Origin of the sequence: Ensifer sp. Root31, from assembly GCF_001424825.1 — a bacterium.
GTDB classification, from domain to species: Bacteria; Pseudomonadota; Alphaproteobacteria; order Rhizobiales; family Rhizobiaceae; genus Ensifer; species Ensifer canadensis.
Genome location: NZ_LMCO01000023.1, coordinates 133,242 through 155,237, shown reverse-complemented (window position 1 = coordinate 155,237; position 21,996 = coordinate 133,242). Strand labels below are relative to the sequence as shown.

The following is a 21,996-nucleotide window of genomic DNA, read 5'->3' as shown; positions in this document are numbered from 1 at the left end:
GGTCACACTGGGTCGATGCAGAACATCTCGAAGCCCTCGATGCGGACGCGAACCTGTTGCGCGCTTCCGCTGTGGACGACACATGTGAAAACGGCCCCACCTTGCGATGGGGCCGTCAAATCTTGCCGGTCGGGCTGCCTCTTAGTTGAAGCGGCCGGCGGCGTGGGCGAGCATCGTGTAGACCTTGCCCGTGTCGGATGTAAGGTAGGTCTGGGTGATGCGCTTGTCCGGATCGTTGCGTGCGACATCGGCGAGCAGCTTTTCGAAGTCGGCGATGTAGCGATCGACGGCGGTGCGGAATTCCGGCTCGCGGTCGTACTTGCGCTTGATCTCGTCGAAGGTCTGCTGGCCCTTCAGCGTATAGAGCCGGCGGGTGAAGACGTCGCGCTCGCCGCGCTGGTAGCGGCGCCACAGGTCGACCGATGCGTCGTGGTCGATGGCCCGGGCGATATCGACCGAAAGCGAGTTCAGCGATTCCACCACGTGGCGCGGGTTGCGGTTATCGCCGCTGCGGGCAACCGGCTGGCTTTCTGCCGGGCGCTGCGGTGCGGCTGCCGGCGCTTCTTCCCGCGACGCGGCACGCAGCAGGTCTCGCATCCAGCCACCGCCTTCTGCGACTTCGCTGGTGACGGCCTGCGTTTCCGGCTGGGCCGGGGCAGGCTGCTGGACGGTCGCCTGTTCGATGCCGAGGCTGCCGCGCAGGGCAGGCGCCGGATCCTGGCGACGCGGCTCTGCGACCGGCTGCTGGACCGGACGGGCGACAGGCGCTGCAGCCACAGCAGCGGCAGCAACCGGCTGCTGGCGCAGCGGCTGGGCGACTTCGAGCTGCGTCGAGGACTTGCCGATGATTTCCGACAGCTCCTGCAGGGCCTTGATCTGCTCGGCCACGGCACGACGCATGACGGCGGCGTTTTCCTTGGCTTCCTCGGGCAGGTCGAAGGCGCTGCGCTTCAGCTCTTCGCGGGTCATATCGAGTTCCTTGCGGATCTCGCCGGCCGAGCGGCGGATATCGTCGGTCGCACCGCTGAAGCGGCCGATGGCGTCGTCGATCGCCACGCGAACGGCGTCGCGCAGCTGGATTGCGACGCCGTCGGACTTCTTGCCACTTTCGCTAAGCATGCGCTCGACGTCGGAGACAGACGACGCGACGCTGCCGCGCAGGCGGGACGCCACTTCCTTGGAGCGTTCCTCGGCGGTTGCGAATGCACCCTCGATTGAGGAACCCGCATCTTCGCCCACCTTGGCGATCGCCTGGCGGAGCGCCTCGGAGGCGCCGAGCGCGCGGCCCTCGACCGCCGAGAGCGTCTTGTTGACGTCGGCGAACGAGGTCTCGACGCCGGAGCGCAGCGTATCGGCAATCTGGCGCGACCGTTCTTCGGCGCGGGAGAAGACTGCCTCGACCGAGGCACCAGCCTCGTCGCCGGCCTGGGCCAGCGCATTGCGCATGGATTCGGCGGCTTCGGCTGCACGCTGTTCGGTGCTCGACAGCAGGCGGCCGACATCCGAGAAGGATTGCTGGATGCCGCTACGCAGATTACCAGCAACCAGACCTGAGCGCTCTTCGGCACGCTGGAAGGCACCATCGACGAAGCCTTCGAGTGCACGCATGGTGCGTTCGATTTCTTCCGAGCGCTGGACGAGGCCGACCGACAGGGTGCGCAAGGCATCCTGGCGTTCCTCGAGTGTGCTGACGAGGTTCGACTGGGCGGCGCCCAACAGGTCCGAGGCCTGGCCGAGCACCTTGGAGTGATCCTCGAAGCGGCCGACGATGCCGCCGATCTGCGACAGGGTAGAGGCCGAGATGTCCGAGAGCTTGTCGACCTTGCCTTCGATGAGGCGCGTAGAGGTCGACAGCATGTCGGAAGCCTGGCGCGTGGTTTCGGAGAATCGGGTGGCCGTAGCCTCCAGCCGCTGGTCCATGTCGCCGAGATTGTCGCTTGCCTGGTCGATGACAGTTGCGATCGCCGTGTTGTTGGCGGCGAGCTGGTCGATCAGGCCGAGGGCCGTCGACTGCAGACGGTTCTCGACCATCTTCATCGCCTTTGCCGTTTCCTCGGCGCGCAGCGAGATGGCGTTGAGCGTCTCGCCGGTGCGTTCGGTAATGGCATTGACCAATGCGGCATTTTCCGCGCGCAGGCGATCGGTGCTGTCCTTCGTCAGGCTGGCGATGCGCTCGGCAGCCTCACGGCCGGTTGCGGCATATTGATCGATGACCGGGCGTGCCTGCTCGTCGATGATGCGCGACAGTTCCATAGAGCGGCCGGCGAGCATCGAGTTGAGTTCGCGGGTCCGATCGTCGAGCGTGCTGCGGATCGCCTCACCACGGGCTTCCAGTGCCTTTTCGGCATCTGCCAAGCCCTGCTGGATGTTCTGGGCGTGGCTGGCAACCTGGCCATGCGTGGCGGCAAGGCGTGCAGTGGCGGTGTCAGAGGCATCGGCGACCGAGCGGGCGAGTTCGGCATGGCGTGCGGCCGTTGTCGAGGCGGTCTGCTCAATGGCATTTGCGAAGTCGGCGTTGCGGGCCGCCAGCACATTGGCGAAGTCCTGACCAGCCTTGGAAAGAAGGCCGGCGGAACGGGCCGCTTCCGCGTCGAGGTCCTGCGCTGCTTCGCTAACCGCGCTGCGAAGGCTGGTGACGAGACCGGCAGCCTTGCCCTCGATGCGGGCGGCTTCGGTGTCGAGTTCCTGGGCAACATCGCCGACTGCGCCGCGAAGGCTGGTGACGAGACCGGCAGCCTTGCCTCCGATGCGGGCGGCTTCAGTGTCAAGTTCCTGGGCAACATCGCCGACTGCACCGCGAAGGCTGGTGACGAGACCGGCAGCCTTGCCTTCGATGCGGGCGGCTTCGGTGTCGAGTTCCTGGGCAACATCGCCGACTGCACCGCGAAGGCTGGTGACGAGACCGGCAGCCTTGCCTCCGATGCGGGCGGCTTCGGTGTCGAGTTCCTGGACCACATCGCCGACTGCGCCGCGAAGGTTGCTGATGAGGTCCGCGGTCTTGCCTTCGATCCGGCCGGCCTCGGCGTCGATCTCCTGCGTCGCTTCGCTGACGGCGCCGCGCAGGCTGGTGACAAGCACCGCAGCCTTGCCTTCGATCGTGCGGTTGACGTTTTCGAGGCCGATGTTGAGGGCGCGGTCCATGGTGCCGAGGCGCTCTTCAATGCGGTCCGTACCGGCATTGATGGCGCTGGAGATGCGGCTTGCGGCTTCCTCGCTGACGCGGTCGATCTCGCCGGAACGCTCACCGAGGCTGTCGGCGATGCGCTGGCCGGCGTTGTCAACGATAGCGTTGACACTGTCGACGCTGTCGCGGACGCGATCCTCCAGCGAGCCGAGGCTCGTTTCCAGGCGCAGACCGGTGTCATCGACCAAGGCATTGACGCTGCCGACACTGCCTCGAATACGGCTTTCCAGAGAACCGAGACTTGTCTCGATCTTGGCGCCGGTATCGTCGACGATGGCATTGACGCTTCCGACGCTGTCGCGGATACGATCCTCCAGGGTGCCAATGCTGGCCTCGATGCGGATACCGGTGTCGTCGACGATTGCGTTGACATTGCCGACGCTGCCGCGGATGCGGTCTTCCAAAGTTCCGAGGCGAGATTCGATGAGGCTGCTGGTTTCATCGACGATGACGCTGACCTTATCGACGCTCCCGTGCATCCGCCCCTCGAGCGAACCCAGACGGGTCTCGATGCGGGCGGCCGTGTCATCGACGATCGTGCTGACATTATCGACGCTGCCGCGCATACGGTCTTCGAGCGAGCCAAGACGGGTCTCGACACGAACACCCGCCGCATCGGCAATCGAACCGACATTTTCGGCACTGTCGCGCATGCGCTCTTCAAGCGCGCCAAGGCTTGTCTCGATGCGCAGACCGGTGTCGTCAAGGCGGTCGTTGAGGCCGTTGATCGACATGTCGACGCGGTTGGTCAGCGTGTCGGCGGCGAGGCTGATCTGGCCGGCCGTTTCCGCCAGGCGCTCGGCAATGTTGCCGGTCGTCGAGCGCATGCGGGCTTCCAGCGTTTCGCCGCTGCGGTCGATGATGCCGGCAAGTGCCGCTTGGCGCTCTTCGAGCGACATTTCGAGCATGCTGGCGCTGGTGGCAAGGCTGGTGGCGATCGACACGGACTGGTCGGACAACATGCCTTCCAGCTGGTCGCGGCCCTGGTCGACGGCGAGGTTGATTGCGTTGATCCGGTCGTCGAGCGTGGCTCGAATCTGCTCGTGGGTCGAGGAGAGTGTTTCGCGCAGGTGCTCGGCGCGGCCGGTCAGCGTCTGTTCGATTTCCGTCGCCTTGCCGGCGAGCGAGGCTGTCGCCTCGGTGGTGCGCGCGGTCAGCGCCTCGGCGATCTGGGCGCTGGTGGCCGTCAGGACGTCCGAGATCTTGCCCACGCGGCCGCTGAGGTCTTCGGCAATGCGAGCGCTGGTGTTGGTAAGAGTGTCGGAGATCTGGCTGACGCGGCCACCGAGGTTTTCGGCAACGAGGGATACGCTGTCCGAAAGCTTCTGTTCGATTTCACCGACACGGTCGGTCATCGTCTCGGCAACGGCCGTGGCGCGGAAGGTGAGGTTGTCGGCGACGTCTTCGGCATGACGGCTCAGGGAATCTGCCATTTCGTTGGCGCGGGCCGTCATCGTCGAGGTGATGTGGGCGGAGCGATCGGCGAGAACGCCGTCGAGTGCCGATGTCTGGGTCGAAAGGGTTTCTGCAATCGCCTGGCTGCGTTCCGAAAGAACACGCTCCAGCCGGTCGGCCGTTTCGCCGACGGCACCTTCGATCGCGTCCGTTCCGGTCGAAAGCACGGTCGAAAGGGCAAGGGTGCGCTCGGACAGGGTGTTGTCGAGGCGGTGCTGGCTTGCCGCGATGGCGCTGGTGATCTCGTCGGTCGAGCCGGTCAGCGTCTGCTCGATGCGGGCATGGGCCGCGTGCAGGCCATCGACGAACTGTGCCGTGCGGGTGTCGAGGCCCTCGGTCAGGCGCTGTTCGCTTGATGTCAGTGCATTTGCAAGCGCATCTGCGCGCTGGCCAAAGCCGTTCTCGATGCGATCCTGAGCCTCGGACAAGGCGCCCATCAGGCTGCTGGTCTTTTCGGAAAGAACGCTGTCGATGCGGCTATGGGCTCCGCCGATCAGGTTGCTGAGATCGGACGTGCGGCTGCCGATCGTCTCCTCGATGAAGTCGTGGGTGGCGCCGAGTGCTGTCGCGAGTGTGAGCGACTGATCCGAAAGCGCCGAGCCGATCTTCTCGATGCTGCTGTCGAGCGCGCCACCGATGGCATCCGAACCGCCACTGACGGTCTCGTTGATGCGGTGCAGGCTTTCCATCAGCTTGGTGTCGAGCAAGCTGGCGCGCTTGTCGAAGGCCGATGCGAACTCGTGGAAGCGTTCGTCGAAGGCGGTGGCAAGGTGGCCGACTGTCGTCTGCAGCTTTTCTTCGAAGAATCCGCCGCGCAGATCGAGATCCATGATGGCATCGTCGGCGCTGGAGCGCAGGCTCTGGCGGAAATGCGCACCCTTTTCGTCGAGGGTGGCGTTGAGCGTCGCGAGCACGTCTTCGAGGCCGCCGGCAATTGCCTGCTGGCCGACGCTCAGGCTTTCGTTGAGGTCGCGGGTGCGGGCAATCAGCGTTTCATTGAGCTGGCGGGCGCGCTCGTTCAGCGCGGCATTCAGCTTTTCAGTGTTAGCATCGAGCGAGGAGGCGCGGGTCTCGAACTGGCCGAGCAGCTGCTCGCCGCGCTTTGTCAGCGTATCGCTCAGCTGGTCGAGGCGGGTGTCGAATTCGCTGCTGAGGCCGAGGCCGGCTGCCGTCAGGCCGGAAAGGAGCGAGTCCGTGCGGTTCGACAGCATGGTGCTGATGTTCTGCAGCGCCGTGTCGGACTTTTCGCTGAGTGCCGCTGCCCGCGTGTCGATCAGCGAGGCAAAAGCCTCGCCGGAGATGGCGATGCGCGAGGCGATGTCTTCGCCGGCCTGGTCGAGATCGTCCTTCAGCTTGCCATGCGCACCGGCGATGGTCGAGCGGATGCGCTCGGAGTGGCCGATGATGGCTTCGCGCTCAAGGCCCAGCTCCTGAACCAGCGTACGCACGCGCAGTTCGTTTTCGCTGTAGCTGCGCTCGAGCGCATTCACCTCGGAGTGAACCAGCGTTTCGAGTTCGGTGGCGCGCGCAATCGTGCGCTCGATGCCTTCGTTCATCGCCGAGACTTCGCGGCGAACGGCCTGACCGACGGTCATGACCCGGTCGGCGGCCGCAGTTTCCGGTTCGGCCAGGCGCAATGCCACTTCGGCCATGGAGCGCGCGGCGTTGCGCAGTTCCTGCGCGCGGGCGATCATGATGGCGAAGGAGAAGAAGAGCATGATCGGCAGCGCGATGCCAATGGCGACGCCGACGGCACCCGGGGTGGCAGCGAGATCGCTCAGCGAGCGGATCTGCCAGATCTGTGGGCCATAGAGCAGGTTGGCGACACCGATGCCGGCCACGGCCCAGATCACCGAAACGAGGGCTGCGACACGGATGGCGGCGCGGTTCGAGCGAACGTCGAGGGCGCGCAACATGGCAGCCGGAGAGCGGCGCCCATCGTCGTTTGCCGGAGAAAGGGGAGGCGACTTTGGCGCAGGTTCAGGAGCGAGCCCGCGTGCGGCGTCATTTGCTCGCGCGGCGCGGGGGGCTTCCTGCTGAGGCTTGGCATTTCGGCTGTGATCGGGCTGAGCAGCCTGATTAGTGGAGTCAGACACATTTTCCTCCGGATTATCCAAGGAAGTCTTGTCGTTAGGGCTCGACTTAAGCTCGTCAAAATCGATCTTAAGGGCCGCTTCCAGAGCCTGGAAGGCCTTTTCATCAATTGACTCGTTGCTCTTCTTCGTCGCCATAGGGATACGCCTCATTACCTTTTGCCTGCGATGAAGCGTGTCCATTTGATCCGCGATTGCGGCCAGGCACTGACTTCACCGGGGCGGTGACGGCAAGATACGCGCATCACATCTACGCAATACCCTACTGAACACCACTGCATTTCCTCGATGGATAGTCGGAATTGACCCTCGAGGGCACCACTCGCACAGCTTATCCACCGGAACGGTTGCCATTTTCGTACGCAAGCCCGTTCCTAACCGTATCGTAGTGACACATTAGCCCGGTTGTTACAATTAAGAGCACTCCAGCTTCATTAAAATCCTAATGAATTCTTAATGTGGCAAAGGGGTTTAGGTCGGAAAAGGCAAGGAAATCAGGAGGTTTAACGAGCGTTAACCATTTTCCCAGATTCCTGCCTATATTGCGCCCCGTTTTAAGCCGATAGCAGCGCCCGCCCGTGGAGGATGATAGCTCGCAAACCGTAGCGATCGTCCGGCGACGAAGCTTGGTGAACAGGCGTCGTCGGTCACGGTGTCCGTGCCGCCCATGGCAATTGGACCGCGAATGTCGCGGGACGGCGTCGGATAAAGACCAACAGCATACAAACAATAGGGAAATTGGCTCATGGCGGCCCTCAGAATTGCCTTCGAAGCTCCCGACACTCCGGGTAGCTCTTCTCTTTCCGGCAAGAAGCCCATCGATTTTGCCCACCTTGCCGCGCAGACAATGGGAGACAAGGCGCTCGAAATCGAAGTGCTGCAATTGTTCGCCCGTCAGGCACGCAAGGTGATGAAGGAAATCACCGATGGCGACGTGAATGGACGTGCCCAGGCGGCCCATCAGTTGAAGGGGGCCGCACTCGCTGTCGGCGCCGTCGACGTCGCTGCTGCGGCCGGCGCGATCGAACAGCGTCCGACCGATGCGGCTTTGCCCGACGTTCTTGCAGAGAGCGTGCTTGAGGCTGAACTGTTTATCCTGAAGCTCTGCCGCTGATTGCAGCGAGCCACAAAGGTGCATCGCGGCCCGCGCTGAAACGCTGCGTCCGCGATGCAACTGCCGGCTGTTGTTGACTGGATGGCCGAATTGTTGGAAGAACTTTCCCTGAATTCGCGCCCGCCGCCCCGCGCGGCTTTGCGCAATCGGCCAGTCCCATCAGCTTATTCCGGAAAGTGACATGACAAAACTTACGATCGTTGCCTTTGATGGCACGCGCCACGAACTCGATGTCGAGAACGGCTCGACCGTCATGGAGAACGCCGTTCGCAATTCGGTTCCGGGTGTCGAAGCGGAGTGTGGCGGGGCCTGTGCCTGTGCCACCTGTCATGTCTATGTCGACGATGCCTGGACGGCTGTCGTCGGCGCTCCGGAAGCGATGGAAGAGGACATGCTGGATTTCGCCTATGATGTCCGTCCGACCTCGCGGCTTTCCTGTCAGATCAAGGTCAGCGATGCGCTGGACGGGCTCGTCGTGCACGTGCCCGAACGCCAGGCCTGATCGCTGGCCGTTGGCGCCCATCTTCAGTCTATCGATCTATTGATGTCATGTTTGCCAAAAAAGCGCCTCGCTGGTCGTGTGACGAGCGAGGCTAGGAGGGCGCATCGCACGCAGATGAGGGAGGGAACATCTGCTGCATGAAGACACGCCAGGAGAACCTGTATTTGCTGCGTCGTCGAGCTTTGCGCTTAAAGAAACGAAACGACACTGCTGAACTCAAGTAACGGCAATATTTATACGTCGTGCAAGACCATGATGGTCCGCCAAATTCCTTTCGACAACGGAGGGTTGGATTTCAATTCGCCCCCACGTTCCATATTCTGAATATAAGCGAGTCGCTCAGCTGTAGCTATCGCTAGATTTCACCAATAAAATACTGTGGGTGCGCACTCGTTGAACAGGTCGCCTCAAAGTATATTCCGGCTATGCTTATGTCGGTCGTGACCGTTGAACAGCGACCTGTCTAGCGCTGCGTTTTCTTCAGCGCATCCAGCCGGTATTGCAGCAATCGGATTATGCGCTTGTCGAAATTGGCCGCCTCCGTCCGGTCGAACCGGGCCTGGTCCTTGTCGTGAGCGGCGATCGCTTCGGTACTGGCGCGTGTGACGCTTTCTTGCATCTGTTCGCAGTCCGCCTGCGGCCTCAGGGCCAGAAACATCTTCTCCATCTCGCGGGCGTGGTTGCGGGCGATCTCGGCGTGGCGTTCCTCGTGCCGCTTGATATCGCTCGACAACGTATCCCAGACCAGAGCGAGGTCGCGGCTGGCCTGCTTGCGATATTTCCAGCGCGGCAGGATGATGCGCGTGCTGAGCGTGACGCGGGCGACGCCGACCGCGCAGCGTCCGCCGCGATTGACGTAGGTGATCGTGCCGCCAAACTTGATCCGCGTCGCGCCCGGATGGCGCGCGCCCGTCGATTTCATCATCGGCCCGGCTTTGGACAGAGCTTTGTCGAGGTCCGCCGCCGTGCGGCCGCCGATCGAGAAATAGGAAAAGCTCTTGTTTATCACCGTTTCGCCGGACGCAGAGCCCAAGGGCATGGCAACCAGAAGGGCAAGAAGGGCGGCTTTGAACGGAACGCGTACTCGAGACATCAATGCGTAGTTCTCTTTAGTTGAACTTCAATCAAGCTTGGGGCATAGCCAGCGTGGGTGCAACAGCAAATCGAAATGGTTGTCTGCGGCGCATCGTGAGGGGAAATGACTTACAATCCATTTCAAAATTTTCATTGGAAGCTGGCGCATGGCCGTAGTCTCGAACTGGGGCCGCGTGGCGTTTTGATGGCGATCATCAATGTTACCCCCGACTCTTTCTCCGATGGCGGTCGTTTCACGGATACGGCAGCAGCCGTTGTCCAGGGCAAGCGCTGCATCGACGACGGCGCCCTGATCCTCGATGTTGGCGGTGAATCGACCAGACCGGACGCAGCGCCCGTGAGTGCCAAAGAGGAACAGAACCGGATCTTTCCGGTCATCGCGGCATTGGCGCGCGACACCGATGCGCTCATTTCAGTCGATACCTATAGGGCAGAGACCGCACGGCTTGCCGTCGACGCTGGCGCCCACATCATCAACGACGTGCACGGCCTTCAGCGCGAACCGGATATCGCGCGGGTTGCTGCGCAGACGGGCGCCGGGCTCTGCATCATGCACACAGGCCGCGATCGCCAGAAGCTTGCCGATGTGGTGGACGACCAGTTCCATTTCCTAGACCGCTCGCTGCAGATCGCGGCAGAAGCCGGCATCGAACGCGAACGGATCGTGCTTGATCCGGGCTTCGGCTTTGCCAAGGACACGGAAGAGAACCTCGAACTGATGGCGCGGTTTACCGAATTGCACCGTTTCGAGCTGCCTTTTCTGGTCGGCACGTCACGCAAGCGGTTCCTTGGTGCTGTCACCGAACGAGAGCCGGCGGACCGCGATGCCGCCACCGCGGCGACCACGGCCCTGCTACGCATGGCGGGTGCGGCCATTTTCCGCGTACATGATGTCGCAAACAGCAGGGATGCGCTGATGGTGGCGGATGCTATGCTGGGTGCAAAGAAGAGCTGACGGGACGGAAAACCATGAGCGCGACCTATACGATCACCCTGAAAAACTGTGCCTTCTTTGCGCGCCATGGCGTTCTCGACGAGGAAGAATTCCTCGGGCAACGGTTTTTCGTCGATGCGGAGCTTGAAGTGGAGCAAGGCTCGGCGCTGGTCGATGATTCGATCGACGACACCGTGCATTACGGCATCGCCTTTACCGAAATCGAGCGCATCGTCACCGGTCGGCGGCGCTATCTGATCGAGGCGCTGGCGCTCGAGGTCGCAAAGACCCTGTGCGTGCGTTTTCCGCAGGTCCGGCGTGCCAAGGTCTCCGTCCGCAAGCCGAATGCACCGGTTCCCGGAATTCTCGATTATGTCGAAGTCACGGTCGAGCACGTCGCCTGAGATGAGCGGGCATATCGCAACTTTGGGACTTGGCGGAAACCTGGGCGAGCCGAGAAGGGCCATGGCAGATGCATTGCAGATGCTCGATGCCAGGCCGGATTGCGCGGTTCGGGCCGTTTCGCGTCTGTATCGGACACCACCCTGGGGCAAGACCGATCAGGACTGGTTCTTCAACGCCTGCGCCGAAGTCGAAACGTTGCTCGGCCCGGAGGCATTGCTGGACGCCTGCCTTGATATCGAGCGGCAGATGAAGCGGGTGCGCGACGAACGCTGGGGCCCGCGCACGATCGACATCGATGTCCTCACCTTCGGCGACCTGTCCCAGACCGAGACCAAGCTGGAGCTACCACATCCGCGCATGACTGCGCGCGGTTTCGTCCTGATGCCGCTTGCGGACTTTGCCTCCGGCATGCGTGTGAACGGACGGCGGGTCGAAGACTGGCTGGCGGATGCCGACGTCACCGGCATCGAGGTGGTGGACGAAGACAGGGGCTGGTGGCGGGCAGGGGCCTGAGTTCGAGTAGCACAAAAAGAAAAGCCCCAGCGTTTGGCCGGGGCTTTTCTCCGCAATCTGGACTGTCGTCTACTTGATCGAGCCGACGGCGATGTTGTCGAGCTGGCGGTTGAGACTGACGCCGATCACCGGCACCATTGTATCCTCGACCTTCACCGAGATGGTGATGTTCATGGTCGAGTCGTTCTGGAGCCGGGCGATCATCGCGCCGTTCAGCTTCTTGCGGTTGATGCCGACGACGACCTTGTCCTTGGCGACGTTGCCGGAGACTACGTCGAGACCCTTGCCATCAGCGCCGTCGAGAAATTTTCCGGTGTAGCTGCCGCCCTTCTGGGTGATCAGCGCCGACATCGGTTGCTTGAACACGCCGACGCGGCAGAAGCCGTCGAGCTTGATGCCGGCATCATTGCCGGCAACCGGTTCGCCGGCGAGATCGCAGGTGAACTTGGTGCCCTTGTATTTCCCGGCGACGATCTCGCCGGGGCCCTTCCACTGGCCGGAGACTTTCTCGAAGAAAGCCTTGTCCTTGCCACCGGAAATGGCTGGCGTAGCAACGCCGACGGTTGCTGCGAGCGCGAAGGCGGCAGCGCCGCGAGCGATCAAAGAAGGGCGCGAGAACATAAACGATCCTTGATGGGTCAACGTCCGAAACTAGGAGCCACATTTGCGCGCAAATGGTTAATGGACGGTTTCTTTCGGGCTGATATCAAGGCTTCTTTGTGTCGGTGATGCGCTCTGTGCGCCGCAGATCGGATGGCTGCAAGGCAGTCACGGCGGCCTCACCGTCATGTGCTACGATGCGCGCAGACGTGTTTATGAAACTCTATCGCAACGGCGTACGTATCCACTTGAAACGCGGAGGTTTCATGATGGCAGCGGCGATCAACAGCACCACCCCGGAAACGGACATCTCGCAGGCACTCATAATCCGCCGCCACGGACTTGCCACGCGGCTGACCCATTGGCTGTGGGCACTGGCATTGTTCTTCCTGCTCCTGAGTGGCCTGCAGATCTTCAACGCCCACCCGACGCTTTATCTTGGGCAGCAATCGGGCTTTGCCTTCGACAACGGCGTGCTGTCCATCAGCGCCGCCCGGACGCAAGATGGAGAGGTCAGGGGCGTGACGACGCTGCTCGGCCTGGGGGTCGACACGACGGGTGTTCTCGGGGTCAGCGGCGCCGCAGACCGGCGTGACTACAGGGCATTTCCAGCCTGGCTAACGGTGCCTTCTTATCAAGACCTGGCGACGGGCCGGGTGATACATTTCTTCTTCGCGTGGCTTTTTGCGACCGTCTTTCTTGTCTGGTTGGTTGCGAGCCTGATCAACGGGCACCTGTGGCGCGACATCCTGCCATCGGCCTCCGATATCAGCGGCCTGCCACGAAGTTTCGTCAACCACGTGCGGTTCCGATTCGATCACGGCCGCAGCTACAATGGCTTGCAGAAACTCTCCTATGCCGCTGTTTTGCTCGTCTTTTTTCCGTTGATGATCCTGACGGGGCTGACGATGTCGCCGGGCATGGACGCGGCCTGGCCATGGTTGATCGACGTCTTTGCCGGTCGACAGACGGCACGCACGATCCACTTCGTCGTCATGCTTTTGCTCGTGGGCTTCTTCGCCATACACATCTTCATGGTTTTTGCCGCCGGGCCGATCAACGAATTGCGCTCGATGATAACAGGGCGTTACCGCATCGATAGCGAGGCGCAGCGCAAGGAGGCAGGGCAATGACGCGGCTTCTGATCAATCGCAGGCGCTTTTTGACCGCCGCCGGCATTGCCGCCTCGACGTTGCCTCTTGCAGGTTGTGATGCATTCGATGGAATCCTGCAAAACAGAAGCCCGGTCCGTGATGTCCTGGCATCGGCGAACAGCCTGACTTATCGGGTACAGCGGCTATTGATGGACGCGGACCGGCTGGCGCCTGAGTTCGCCGAAAGCGAAATCCGCCAGGGACAACGGCCGAACGGCTCGACCGATCCGACCGACCCGGAGTATATCGCCCTCCAGCAGGATTTTTCCGGATACCGCCTCGGCGTCACCGGTTTGGTCGAAAAGCCGCTCAGCCTGACATTGGCCGAATTGCGCAACATGCCGTCGCGGACACAGATCACCCGCCACGACTGTGTCGAGGGCTGGAGTTGCATCGCCAAATGGTCGGGCGTTCCGCTTGCCAAGGTACTTGATGAAGCCAAGATCAGACCGGAAGCGCGTTATGTCGTCTTCCATTGCTTCGATCGCATGGGTCTCGGGCTTTCCGGACCGACGGCCTACTACGAATCGATCGACCTCATCGATGCGCGCCATCCGCAGACGATCCTTGCCTATGGATTGAACGGACGGTCACTTCCGGTCGCCAATGGCGCGCCGCTTCGAGTGCGCATCGAGCGGCAGCTCGGCTACAAGATGGCGAAGTACATCAGTGCCATCGAGGTCGTTGCGGATCTTTCGACGTTCGGTCGTGGACGCGGCGGCTTCTGGGAAGACTTGGGCTATGAGTGGTATGCGGGCATCTAGTTCTACAGGCCGCGCGTCTTTTCAGACGCGCAAAGGTCGCTGAAGCACTTTGAATTTCTGCATGTTTTCATCCTTAAGTCGGGTAGGTTTTAGGAAACATGCAGTCGTTTCTAGACGTCGCCGTTCTGACTAGCCGCGCGACCGGCACCGGGCGCGAGGTCCGAAAGAAAGTCGCCGATCCCGGGACGTTTCAGTGCTCTGAAAGGCATCGGTCGGCAAAGGTCCATGGCAGCGATGCCGATGCGGGCGGTCATCAGTCCATTGATTACGCCTTCGCCGAGCCGGGCCGAGAGTTTTGACGCCAAGCCGTGGCCAAGCACCTGCTGGATGAGGCTGTCACCGGCGGCGATCGAGCCGGTGACAGCGAGATGGGCGATAACGTCGCGCATCAGCCTGATCATGCCGAGCGTACCGGGGCGGCCGCCATAAAGCTCGGCCATCGCGCGGATCATGCGAGCGGATTCATAAAGCACATAGCCGAGATCGACGAGCGCGCGGGGGCTGACGGCGGTGACGATCGACACGCGCTTGGAAGCGGCGAGAATGATGCGCCGGGCCTCGCGATCGAGCGGCGTCAACAATTCGCGCTCCGTCAGGTCAAGCAGATGCGGGCCATCGATGATTTCGCCTTCGGTTTCCTTAAGGCGCGTACGACCGCGTGCCGTGCGCGGATTGGTGGCGAGAAGATGGACGAGTTTTTCCGAAGCGGACCGTGCCAGCTTGGTATTGCCGGAAGCGGCGGCATTCTCCGTTTCCGTCTTCAAGCTCTGGACGGCAGTCAGTTGCATCATGCCTGAAAGCTCGCGGCCAATGACTACCAGCAGTGCCAGGAGCCCGATGGCAACGATACCCATTGCGGCATAGCCGAGCCAGTCGGCGCGGGAAAACAGGTCGCGGATGAGGCGGTCGACCCAAAGACCCGTCGCCAGCGAGAGGAGAATGCCGAATGCCCCCATGGCGATCTTGCCGACGGACAGGCGACGCCTGCGCGGGTTTGCCTCCGGCAAAGCGAGGCTTTCGACGCCAAGCGTCGTTTCCCGGAAGGGATCCTCCGTGTCGGGGGTCATCACCACCTTGTCGTCGAAGCTCGCCGGGGCGCGGCGGGGGCGGTCGCTTTCCGCCGGCTTCTGCTCCGGATCCGGGTTCACCGAAAAAGCACCGGGCTTTCGGCCACGGCTGTTGAAATCGTCACTCATGCCAACCGGTCTCCGAACAGGAACTGCATCGCCCGATCGAGCCGGATATGCGGCACCGACAGCTTCAATCCGCCGCCCGTCTCTTCAAGATGCGGCGGCCGGAAGCGCACGAAACTGAGCTCGGGCATCGGGTGCACGTCGCCGAATTTTTTCGCCGACGCATCGGCATCAAGCGCCCTAAAAAAAACTTCAGGATCATCCGGCAAGTCACCGGGAAATATCGCTGTTTTCCCTTCACCGTCGAAGGTCTCGCCGTTGATCTTCTCGCCAGCGATCGGTGTTCCGACGATAACCGGAAGCGTATGCCCTCCATGGTCGACCGTGGCCTCGCGTGTCGCCCGGACCGAGGCGATCGCCATGACCTCGAGCCCCGCACCGCTCATGCCGATGCGGGCGGCTGCCCGGCTGACGAGACGCGCCGTGATGCGCTCCAACCGATCGTGGCTTTCGTGGTGCAGATGGTCCGCCTTCGTCGCGGCGATCAGCACCTTGTCGATCCGTCGGGTCAGGAAAGACGAGAGCCAGCTGTTCGTGCCGGGACGGAAGCAGGCGAGCACGTCGGCCAGCGCCTGCTCCAGATCGAGCAGCGCTTCCGGCCCGCCATTGATCGCCTGTAGCGCATCCACCAACACGATCTGACGGTCGAGCCGAGCAAAATGCTCGCGGAAGAACGGGCCGACGACGTGCTTCTTGTAGGCTTCGTAGCGGCGCTCCATCATCGCCCAGAGCGAACCTTTCGGCGCACGGCCCTCGGGCAGGTCGGGCAGTGGCGAGAAGGTCAGGGCAGGTGAGCCCTCGAGATCGCCCGGCATCAGGAAGCGACCGGGCGGCAGGGTCGAGGGCGAGCTCGCGTCCGCCTTGCAGGCTTTGAGGTAGGCGGTGAAGCTTTCGGCGAGCCGGCGCGCGCTGCTTTCATCGGCGATCGCCGTTGGTCCCGCAGATGAGGCAAGCGTCAGCCAATCCGCCGACCGGTTGGCGCGGCCCGGAGCACGGGCGCGGGCAACCGAATTGTCGCTGAACTGCTTGAAATCCTGTGCGAGTAGCGGCAGATCAAGTAACCATTCACCGGGATAATCGACGATATCGAGCGACAGCCGGCCGGCCGAGAACAGCCTGTTCCAGCCGCTGGCGCTCTCGAAATCGAGGGTAATGCGAAGCTGCGAGATCGCGCGGGTCGAATCCGGCCAGATACGATCGCGCACCAGGGCGGCAATGTGATCCTCGTACTGAAAGCGCGGCACGGCGTCGTCCGGCTGGGGTTCAAGCCTTATCTTCGAGACGCGGCCGGAGCGCACCGGCTCGAACACCGGCAGCCGTCCGCCGTTGAGGAGATTGTGGACCAGCGACGAGATGAAGACGGTCTTTCCGGCTCTCGAAAGCCCGGTGACGCCCAGCCGGATAGAGGGATTGACGAGGCCCGATGCACGATCGGTGAGATTGTCGAATGCAATCAGGGCGTCGTCTTTGAAGCTGGTCAGATTTGGCGCCAAGTCGTGCTATCCCTCGCGGACCTTGCCGCTTTCGTTCATGCGAATGTCTGCCAGACGTGCGGCAGGTCCTGTTTGCCTTGGCGATATAGGAAATATTTCCCGCACCGCAACAATGGCATGTCATTTCGGTTCCCTGGTTGGCAGGATCAGCGACACCAGCGTGGCCGTTGCGGCGCCGCCTGGGCCTCCCTGTAAGTCAAGGATCGCAAGGGCTGCCGGCGGATAACCATGCGGAAGGGCGTCGGTCGCCGCCTCGTTCCCGGCAAAGCGGCGGAAGAGTTCGTCAATCATCGGATTGTGTCCGACGATCATCAACGAATTCAGATGCCTGTTTGCATCGATGATATCGGTATAGACGCTTGCCGGGCCGGTATAGAGCGCATCGACATAGCGGATCTGGATGTCTTCGCTGACGGATCGGAAGAAGGGTTCCGCGGTCTGGCGACAGCGGACCGCCGTCGAGCACAAGATCAGCTCCGGCCGGATGCCGCGATCGGCAGCCATCTGCGCGATCAGTTCCGCCTCGGCATATCCTACGTCGTCGAGCGCGCGATCGAAATCACGTTGACCGGGCAAGGCCCAACCGGAGCGGGCATGACGCAGAAGGAAGAGACGGAAGGGCCTGGCGGCACTGTCTTGCATATATTGAATTCCGGTAGCTGCCGGCCGCGGGTCGCGACGGGATAAAGTATCGCCGGATCGGGGTCTTGCGCGTCTCGCGGCGGATCACCACCTTTTCCCGTCGATGATGCAAAGATCAAGCTGTGAACCGCTTTTTTCAGGGGATTGCCCGGTTGCCGCCGGGCGCACCAATCCCGGCAAAAGGGCGGCGTCGCGCTGGCGGCAGAACATCCAAGTTACGACCGGTCTTCTTGGCGCCGGGTAGGTGATCATCTCTACGACTAAGATCTCATCTGTAATTTTGATGAAATATTCGCCAGTTAGCCTGAATTGCAAGCATTGTTAAAATACGGTTGAGTGTCTAATCCGAGGCTTGAATCGCGGCTTCCATGGGGCTATACACCGCCGCAATGAGATGTTCTTCAGGAGAATCGCGTTGAGTGAGAAGATCGATCTTAGTACCTTTGTCCTCTCGGAGGACGAGGAATTCATGAATGCCACCCACCGGGCCTATTTCCGGGCCAAGCTGAATGCTTGGAGAAACGACATCCTTCGCGAGGCACGCGAGACACTGGATCACTTGGCCGAGGAGAGCGCCAATCATCCCGATCTCGCCGACAGGGCCTCTTCCGAAACAGACCGGGCGATTGAACTGAGAGCCCGCGACCGTCAGCGGAAGTTGATCTCGAAAATCGATGCGGCGCTACAGCGGCTCGATGAAGGGACCTACGGCTATTGCGAGGAAACGGGAGAGCCGATCGGCTTGAAGCGTCTGGACGCCCGACCGATCGCAACGCTCTCGATCGAGGCGCAGGAGCGCCACGAGCGTCGGGAAAAGGTCTATAGGGACGAATAAGGGTCCGATTTCCGGATCAGTCTTGAGAAAAAGGCGCGGGTTGACCGCGCCTTTTTCTTTTTGCTGAATGTTTGTTCCGTGGTGAAATGACGCCGAATGTGTCAAGGCTTACGGCCGGCGGAGATGTCGGCGAGCATGCGGTTCATCTCTTCCTCGATCGTCGGCTCCTTGCGGACATCGTCGATCGGTGCGCCGAGCATCGGCTCATGGCGGGCGGCAGCGGCCACAGGCGCGCGATTTTCCGGACGTGCGGCCGCCGCAGCCGGCGTCAGCCGCTGCAGGTCACCGCTGATTTCGGCGTCGAGGATACGTTCGAAGTCCGAAAGCGCGCTTTGGGCAACGGGCTGCGATTGGGCAACGGCTGCAGGACGCTGTTCCTGCACTGGCGGCTGGGTCGGCAGCACGCGGCTGCGGGCGGCATCGAAGATGCCCTCGACCTTCTCGGCCGTATTGACAGGGGCAACGATCTCGGGCGCCTGTGGCGCAACCCTTTCGACCGGACGCGGCTCAATGGCCATCACGGGGGCCATCACAGGAGCCGGGCGCTGTTCGACAATCGGGCGAACCGCCGGGGCCGGCTCGACACGCGCAACCGGCTGCTCCTGCGGTATCGCCGCCGGACGCACTGGCGCGGCGACGGCCATCTCCGGCTGTACGACAGGGCGCAACTGCACCGGCGCTGCTGCCCTTGTCTCTGTTCCATTGCCGCTGGCAACCGGCTGCTCGATCGGCTTGCGCTCGATGACTGCCGGACCGTCGTTCGCTGAGGCGCTCTCATCGATCGGTGCAATCCGGCTTTCGATGACGATATCCGTAGGTCCGCCGATCATGATCAGGTGTTCGACGTCGTCGCGACGCACGAGCACCAGGCGACGGCGTGTGTCGACAGCGGCCGCATCGAGCACAGCGAGGCGAGGCTGCCTGTTCTTGCCGCCGCGAATGAAGGGCGACGACGGCCTGTTGCGCATGATCCAGAGCACGGCCACGAGGCACAGAAGCCCGATCGCAACGGCGCCGGCGGCGATAATGAATCGGCTACCGTTGTCTCCGACGATCGTTTCCATCATAGGCTGAACTCCTTAAAGCCTTTCGAGTGGCAGTATTTGACGGCTTTTTTCGGGCTTGGACAAGCACTTCGCCGACATTCCCTGTGAATTGACCGCTGCGCTTCCGCACAGGTGCTTTTTGCTGTTATCTCTGATCGTTAAAGATGATTCCTATCCGAATGATCGAGGGCGTGTCGGGATTGGCCGATTTCACCTGGCGGATTGCGCGGATGCCGGCCGGAGCGCCGGACCGTATCGGCTATGTGCCGGGCGGTATTGGCGGCAGATGAGGACCCGATGACGAAAATGCGGCAGTCAGGTGACTACCAGATGCCGGTTGTTGACCGTGGCGTCAGGCCGGGAACCGTCATGCGGATCGTCCTGCTTGCGATCGTTCTGACCGTCTCTGCGATCGCCTTCGTGATCTTCAAGAACGAGTTGGACAACGAGATCGTGCTCGGCATCCTTGGCGTTCTTGCCATGGTCGGCATCTTCTTCCTCGTCTCGTCGGTCATCGGCTTCATCGAGGTGATGCCGCAATCGCGGCCGGACGAACTGGCGCGCGCCTTTCTCGACGCCCATGAAGACGGCACGATCGTCACCGACCGCAAGGGCCGCATCATTTACGCCAACGCCGCCTACGGCGCGCTGACCGGCGCGAAGAATTCTGCCGGCATCCAGTCGCTCGAAACGATCCTGTCGCGAAACCGCGAGGCGACCGAAGCGATCTACCGCCTCACCAACGGTCTGCACGAAGGCAAGCAGGGGCACGAGGAGTTTCGGCTGTTGAAGCCGCTGGCGACCGGTGCTGCGTCCAGCGGCTCTGGTGCCCACTGGTTTCGCTTGAAGGCCCGGGTGTTGCCGCTCGAAGATAGTGACCGCAACCCGCTCTATCTCTGGCAGATTGCCGACATCACCGCCGAACGTGACGACCAGGAGCGGTTCTTCAAGGAACTGCAGAACGCCATCGATTATCTCGACCATGCTCCGGCCGGCTTCTTCTCCGCCGGGCGCAAGGGCGAGATCTTCTACATCAACGCTACCCTTGCGGATTGGCTGGGCATCGACCTGACAAAATTCCAGCCGGGCTCCATGAGCATCGGCGATCTTGTCGCCGGCGAGGGGTTGACGCTGGTGCAATCGGTGCAGGCGGAGCCAGGCCTGAAGAAGACCAAGGTGCTGGATCTCGATCTGCGCAAGTCCAACGGCCAGAGCCTGCCGGTGCGCATGGTGCACCGCGTGTCGTCGGCACGCGATGGCGCGCCCGGCGAAAGCCGGACCATCGTCATGTCGCGCGACGGCGGCGAGGACGAGGATCAGTCGGCGTCGAGCGCTGCGATGCGCTTCACCCGCTTCTTCAACAATACGCCGATGGCCATCGCCTCGGTCGACGGCAACGGTCGCATCCTTCGCACCAATGCGCCGTTCCTCAAGCTGTTTTCCGGCCTTGTCTCCCAGGACGATGTCGAGCGTGGCGCGCTGATCGAAACGGTGGTGCATCCGACGGAAAAGGGCCGTCTGCATGAGGCGCTTGCCGCCGCCAAGGATCGCCAGGGCGATATCGCGCCGATCGACGCCTTGCACCCGGCCGATGGCGAGCGGCATTTCCGCTTCTATATCAATGCCGTCATCGACCAGAGCGATCAGGCTCCGGAAGAGGCAGCGATCATCTACGCGCTGGAGATTACCGAGCAGAAGGCGCTCGAAAACCAGATGGCGCAGACGCAGAAGATGAATGCGGTCGGCACGCTTGCGGGCGGCATCGCGCACGATTTCAACAACGTGCTGACGGCGATCCTGCTGTCCTCCGACCACCTGCTTTTGTCGGCGCGACCGGCCGATGCGAGCTTTGCCGATCTGATGGAGATCAAGCGCAACGCCAATCGTGCGGCGGTGCTCGTCAGGCAGTTGCTCGCCTTCTCGCGCAAGCAGACCATGCGGCCGACAGTGCTGAGCATGACCGACGTGATCGGCGACCTGCGCATGCTCGTCGATCGCATGACCGGGACCAACGTCAAGGTCGAAGTCGACTACGGGCGCGATCTCTGGCCGGTGCGCACGGATCTCGGCCAGTTCGAGCAGGTGCTGCTCAACCTTGCCGTCAATGCGCGCGATGCCATGCCGTCAGGCGGCATCATCACGCTTCGCACGCGCAATCTGCCGGCAACGGAAATCGCGGCCATTGGCCGGCGCGAACTGCCGGAGGAAGATTTCGTCATGGTGGAGGTTTCCGACCAGGGAACCGGTATTCCGCCAGAAATTCTCGACAAGATCTTCGAGCCCTTCTTCACCACCAAGGAAGTCGGCAAGGGCACGGGCCTTGGTCTTTCGATGGTCTACGGCATCGTCAAGCAATCCGGCGGCTACATCTATCCGGAATCCGAAGTCGGCAAGGGAACCACCTTCCGCATCCTGCTGCCGCGCCATATCGACATTCCGGAAGCCGCGGGTGAACCGACGCAGGGCGCATCCAATGGGGCGGTGACGCTGCCGCCGGCTGAAGCTGTCGCCAAGCCAGTCGCCAAGACCGAGGAACCGACCGATCTCACCGGTGATTCAGCCGTCGTCCTCCTGGTAGAGGACGAAGAAGCGGTCCGCCGCGGCGGCAAGCGCATGCTCGAGACCCGCGGCTATACCGTGCACGAGGCAGGCTCTGGCGTCGAAGCACTCGAGATCATGGAGGAGCTCGATGGCGCCGTCGATATCGTCGTTTCGGACGTGGTGATGCCGGAAATGGACGGGCCGACACTCTTGACGGAGCTGCGCAAGAAGTACCCGGACCTGAAGTTCATCTTCGTCTCGGGTTACGCGGAAGATGCCTTCGCCCGCAATCTTCCTGCCGACGCCAAATTCGGCTTCCTTCCGAAACCGTTCTCGCTGAAGCAACTGGCCGTGGCCGTGCGCGAGATGCTGGACTCCTGAGGCGTGCGCGAAACTGCGCAGTGCATTGAGCGAATCTGAGAAATCGCGGCGC

Annotated in this window: 16 protein-coding genes; 9 read left to right on the top strand and 7 right to left on the bottom strand. The window is 62.1% G+C overall.

Annotated elements, in window-relative coordinates:
• Nucleotides 1-141: 141 nt before the first annotated feature.
• A complete protein-coding gene (locus ASD00_RS20800) occupies nt 142-6,870 on the bottom strand; it encodes a kinesin (protein WP_057208687.1) in 6,729 nt (2,242 codons plus the stop codon).
• A gap of 607 nt (nt 6,871-7,477) precedes the next feature.
• On the opposite strand from ASD00_RS20800, the gene ASD00_RS20795 reads away from it, so the two are divergent.
• On the top strand, nt 7,478-7,846 hold the full coding sequence (locus tag ASD00_RS20795; protein ID WP_025427193.1) for an Hpt domain-containing protein: 369 nt from the start codon (nt 7,478-7,480) through the stop codon (nt 7,844-7,846).
• Nucleotides 7,847-8,027: 181 nt separating this feature from the next.
• The gene (locus tag ASD00_RS20790) at nt 8,028-8,348 is read left to right on the top strand and encodes a 2Fe-2S iron-sulfur cluster-binding protein (protein WP_025427192.1); all 321 of its coding nucleotides are present in this window, start codon (nt 8,028-8,030) and stop codon (nt 8,346-8,348) included.
• Nucleotides 8,349-8,811: 463 nt separating this feature from the next.
• Here the strand turns inward: ASD00_RS20790 and ASD00_RS20785 are convergent, their stop codons facing one another.
• Nucleotides 8,812-9,441, bottom strand: a complete 630-nt coding sequence (locus ASD00_RS20785; RefSeq protein ID WP_025427191.1) for a DUF922 domain-containing protein — start codon at nt 9,439-9,441, stop codon at nt 8,812-8,814.
• Between the two features lie 105 nt (nt 9,442-9,546).
• Here ASD00_RS20785 and folP point away from each other — a divergent pair, with 105 nt between their 5' ends.
• Genes folP through folK form a run of 3 tightly spaced genes read left to right on the top strand, consistent with a single transcriptional unit; the run spans nt 9,547 to nt 11,295 of the window.
• Nucleotides 9,547-10,398: a dihydropteroate synthase gene (gene folP / locus ASD00_RS20780; protein ID WP_025427190.1), complete on the top strand. Its 852-nt coding sequence runs from the start codon at nt 9,547-9,549 to the stop codon at nt 10,396-10,398.
• Nucleotides 10,399-10,412: 14 nt separating this feature from the next.
• Nucleotides 10,413-10,781: a dihydroneopterin aldolase gene (gene folB, locus ASD00_RS20775; protein ID WP_025427189.1), complete on the top strand. Its 369-nt coding sequence runs from the start codon at nt 10,413-10,415 to the stop codon at nt 10,779-10,781.
• 1 nt (nt 10,782) lies between these two features.
• Entirely contained in the window at nt 10,783-11,295 is a 513-nt protein-coding gene (folK, locus tag ASD00_RS20770) for a 2-amino-4-hydroxy-6-hydroxymethyldihydropteridine diphosphokinase (protein WP_025427188.1), read from the top strand.
• Nucleotides 11,296-11,364: 69 nt separating this feature from the next.
• Here folK and ASD00_RS20765 read toward each other — a convergent pair whose 3' ends face one another.
• On the bottom strand, nt 11,365-11,916 hold the full coding sequence (locus ASD00_RS20765; RefSeq protein ID WP_025427187.1) for a hypothetical protein: 552 nt from the start codon (nt 11,914-11,916) through the stop codon (nt 11,365-11,367).
• Nucleotides 11,917-12,164: 248 nt separating this feature from the next.
• On the opposite strand from ASD00_RS20765, the gene ASD00_RS20760 reads away from it, so the two are divergent.
• Both ASD00_RS20760 and ASD00_RS20755 read left to right on the top strand, forming a co-directional pair.
• On the top strand, nt 12,165-13,028 hold the full coding sequence (locus ASD00_RS20760) for a cytochrome b/b6 domain-containing protein (RefSeq protein WP_162249743.1): 864 nt from the start codon (nt 12,165-12,167) through the stop codon (nt 13,026-13,028).
• Nucleotides 13,025-13,813 carry a molybdopterin-binding protein gene (locus ASD00_RS20755; RefSeq protein ID WP_025427185.1) on the top strand — a complete coding sequence of 263 codons (789 nt, stop codon included), beginning with the start codon at nt 13,025-13,027 and terminating at the stop codon, nt 13,811-13,813. The genes ASD00_RS20760 and ASD00_RS20755 overlap by 4 nt, the downstream gene beginning before the upstream one ends.
• 110 nt (nt 13,814-13,923) lie before the next feature.
• Here ASD00_RS20755 and ASD00_RS20750 read toward each other — a convergent pair whose 3' ends face one another.
• From ASD00_RS20750 to ASD00_RS20740, 3 genes are all read right to left on the bottom strand, one after another.
• Complete coding sequence (locus ASD00_RS20750; RefSeq protein ID WP_025427184.1) at nt 13,924-15,009, bottom strand: TIGR01620 family protein; 1,086 nt, start codon at nt 15,007-15,009, stop codon at nt 13,924-13,926.
• Nucleotides 15,006-16,499, bottom strand: a complete 1,494-nt coding sequence (locus ASD00_RS20745) for a YcjX family protein (RefSeq protein ID WP_025427183.1) — start codon at nt 16,497-16,499, stop codon at nt 15,006-15,008. The genes ASD00_RS20750 and ASD00_RS20745 overlap by 4 nt, the downstream gene beginning before the upstream one ends.
• A 120-nt stretch (nt 16,500-16,619) precedes the next feature.
• Complete coding sequence (locus tag ASD00_RS20740; RefSeq protein ID WP_057208685.1) at nt 16,620-17,141, bottom strand: histidine phosphatase family protein; 522 nt, start codon at nt 17,139-17,141, stop codon at nt 16,620-16,622.
• A gap of 415 nt (nt 17,142-17,556) precedes the next feature.
• Here ASD00_RS20740 and dksA point away from each other — a divergent pair, with 415 nt between their 5' ends.
• The gene (dksA, locus tag ASD00_RS20735) at nt 17,557-17,976 is read left to right on the top strand and encodes an RNA polymerase-binding protein DksA (RefSeq protein ID WP_025427181.1); all 420 of its coding nucleotides are present in this window, start codon (nt 17,557-17,559) and stop codon (nt 17,974-17,976) included.
• A 101-nt stretch (nt 17,977-18,077) separates the two neighbouring features.
• On the opposite strand, the gene ASD00_RS20730 is transcribed toward dksA, so the two are convergent.
• Complete coding sequence (locus ASD00_RS20730; protein ID WP_057208683.1) at nt 18,078-19,043, bottom strand: flagellar biosynthetic protein FliO; 966 nt, start codon at nt 19,041-19,043, stop codon at nt 18,078-18,080.
• Between the two features lie 276 nt (nt 19,044-19,319).
• Here ASD00_RS20730 and ASD00_RS20725 point away from each other — a divergent pair, with 276 nt between their 5' ends.
• Entirely contained in the window at nt 19,320-21,944 is a 2,625-nt protein-coding gene (locus tag ASD00_RS20725) for a PAS domain-containing sensor histidine kinase (RefSeq protein ID WP_025427179.1), read from the top strand.
• Nucleotides 21,945-21,996: the final 52 nt, after the last annotated feature.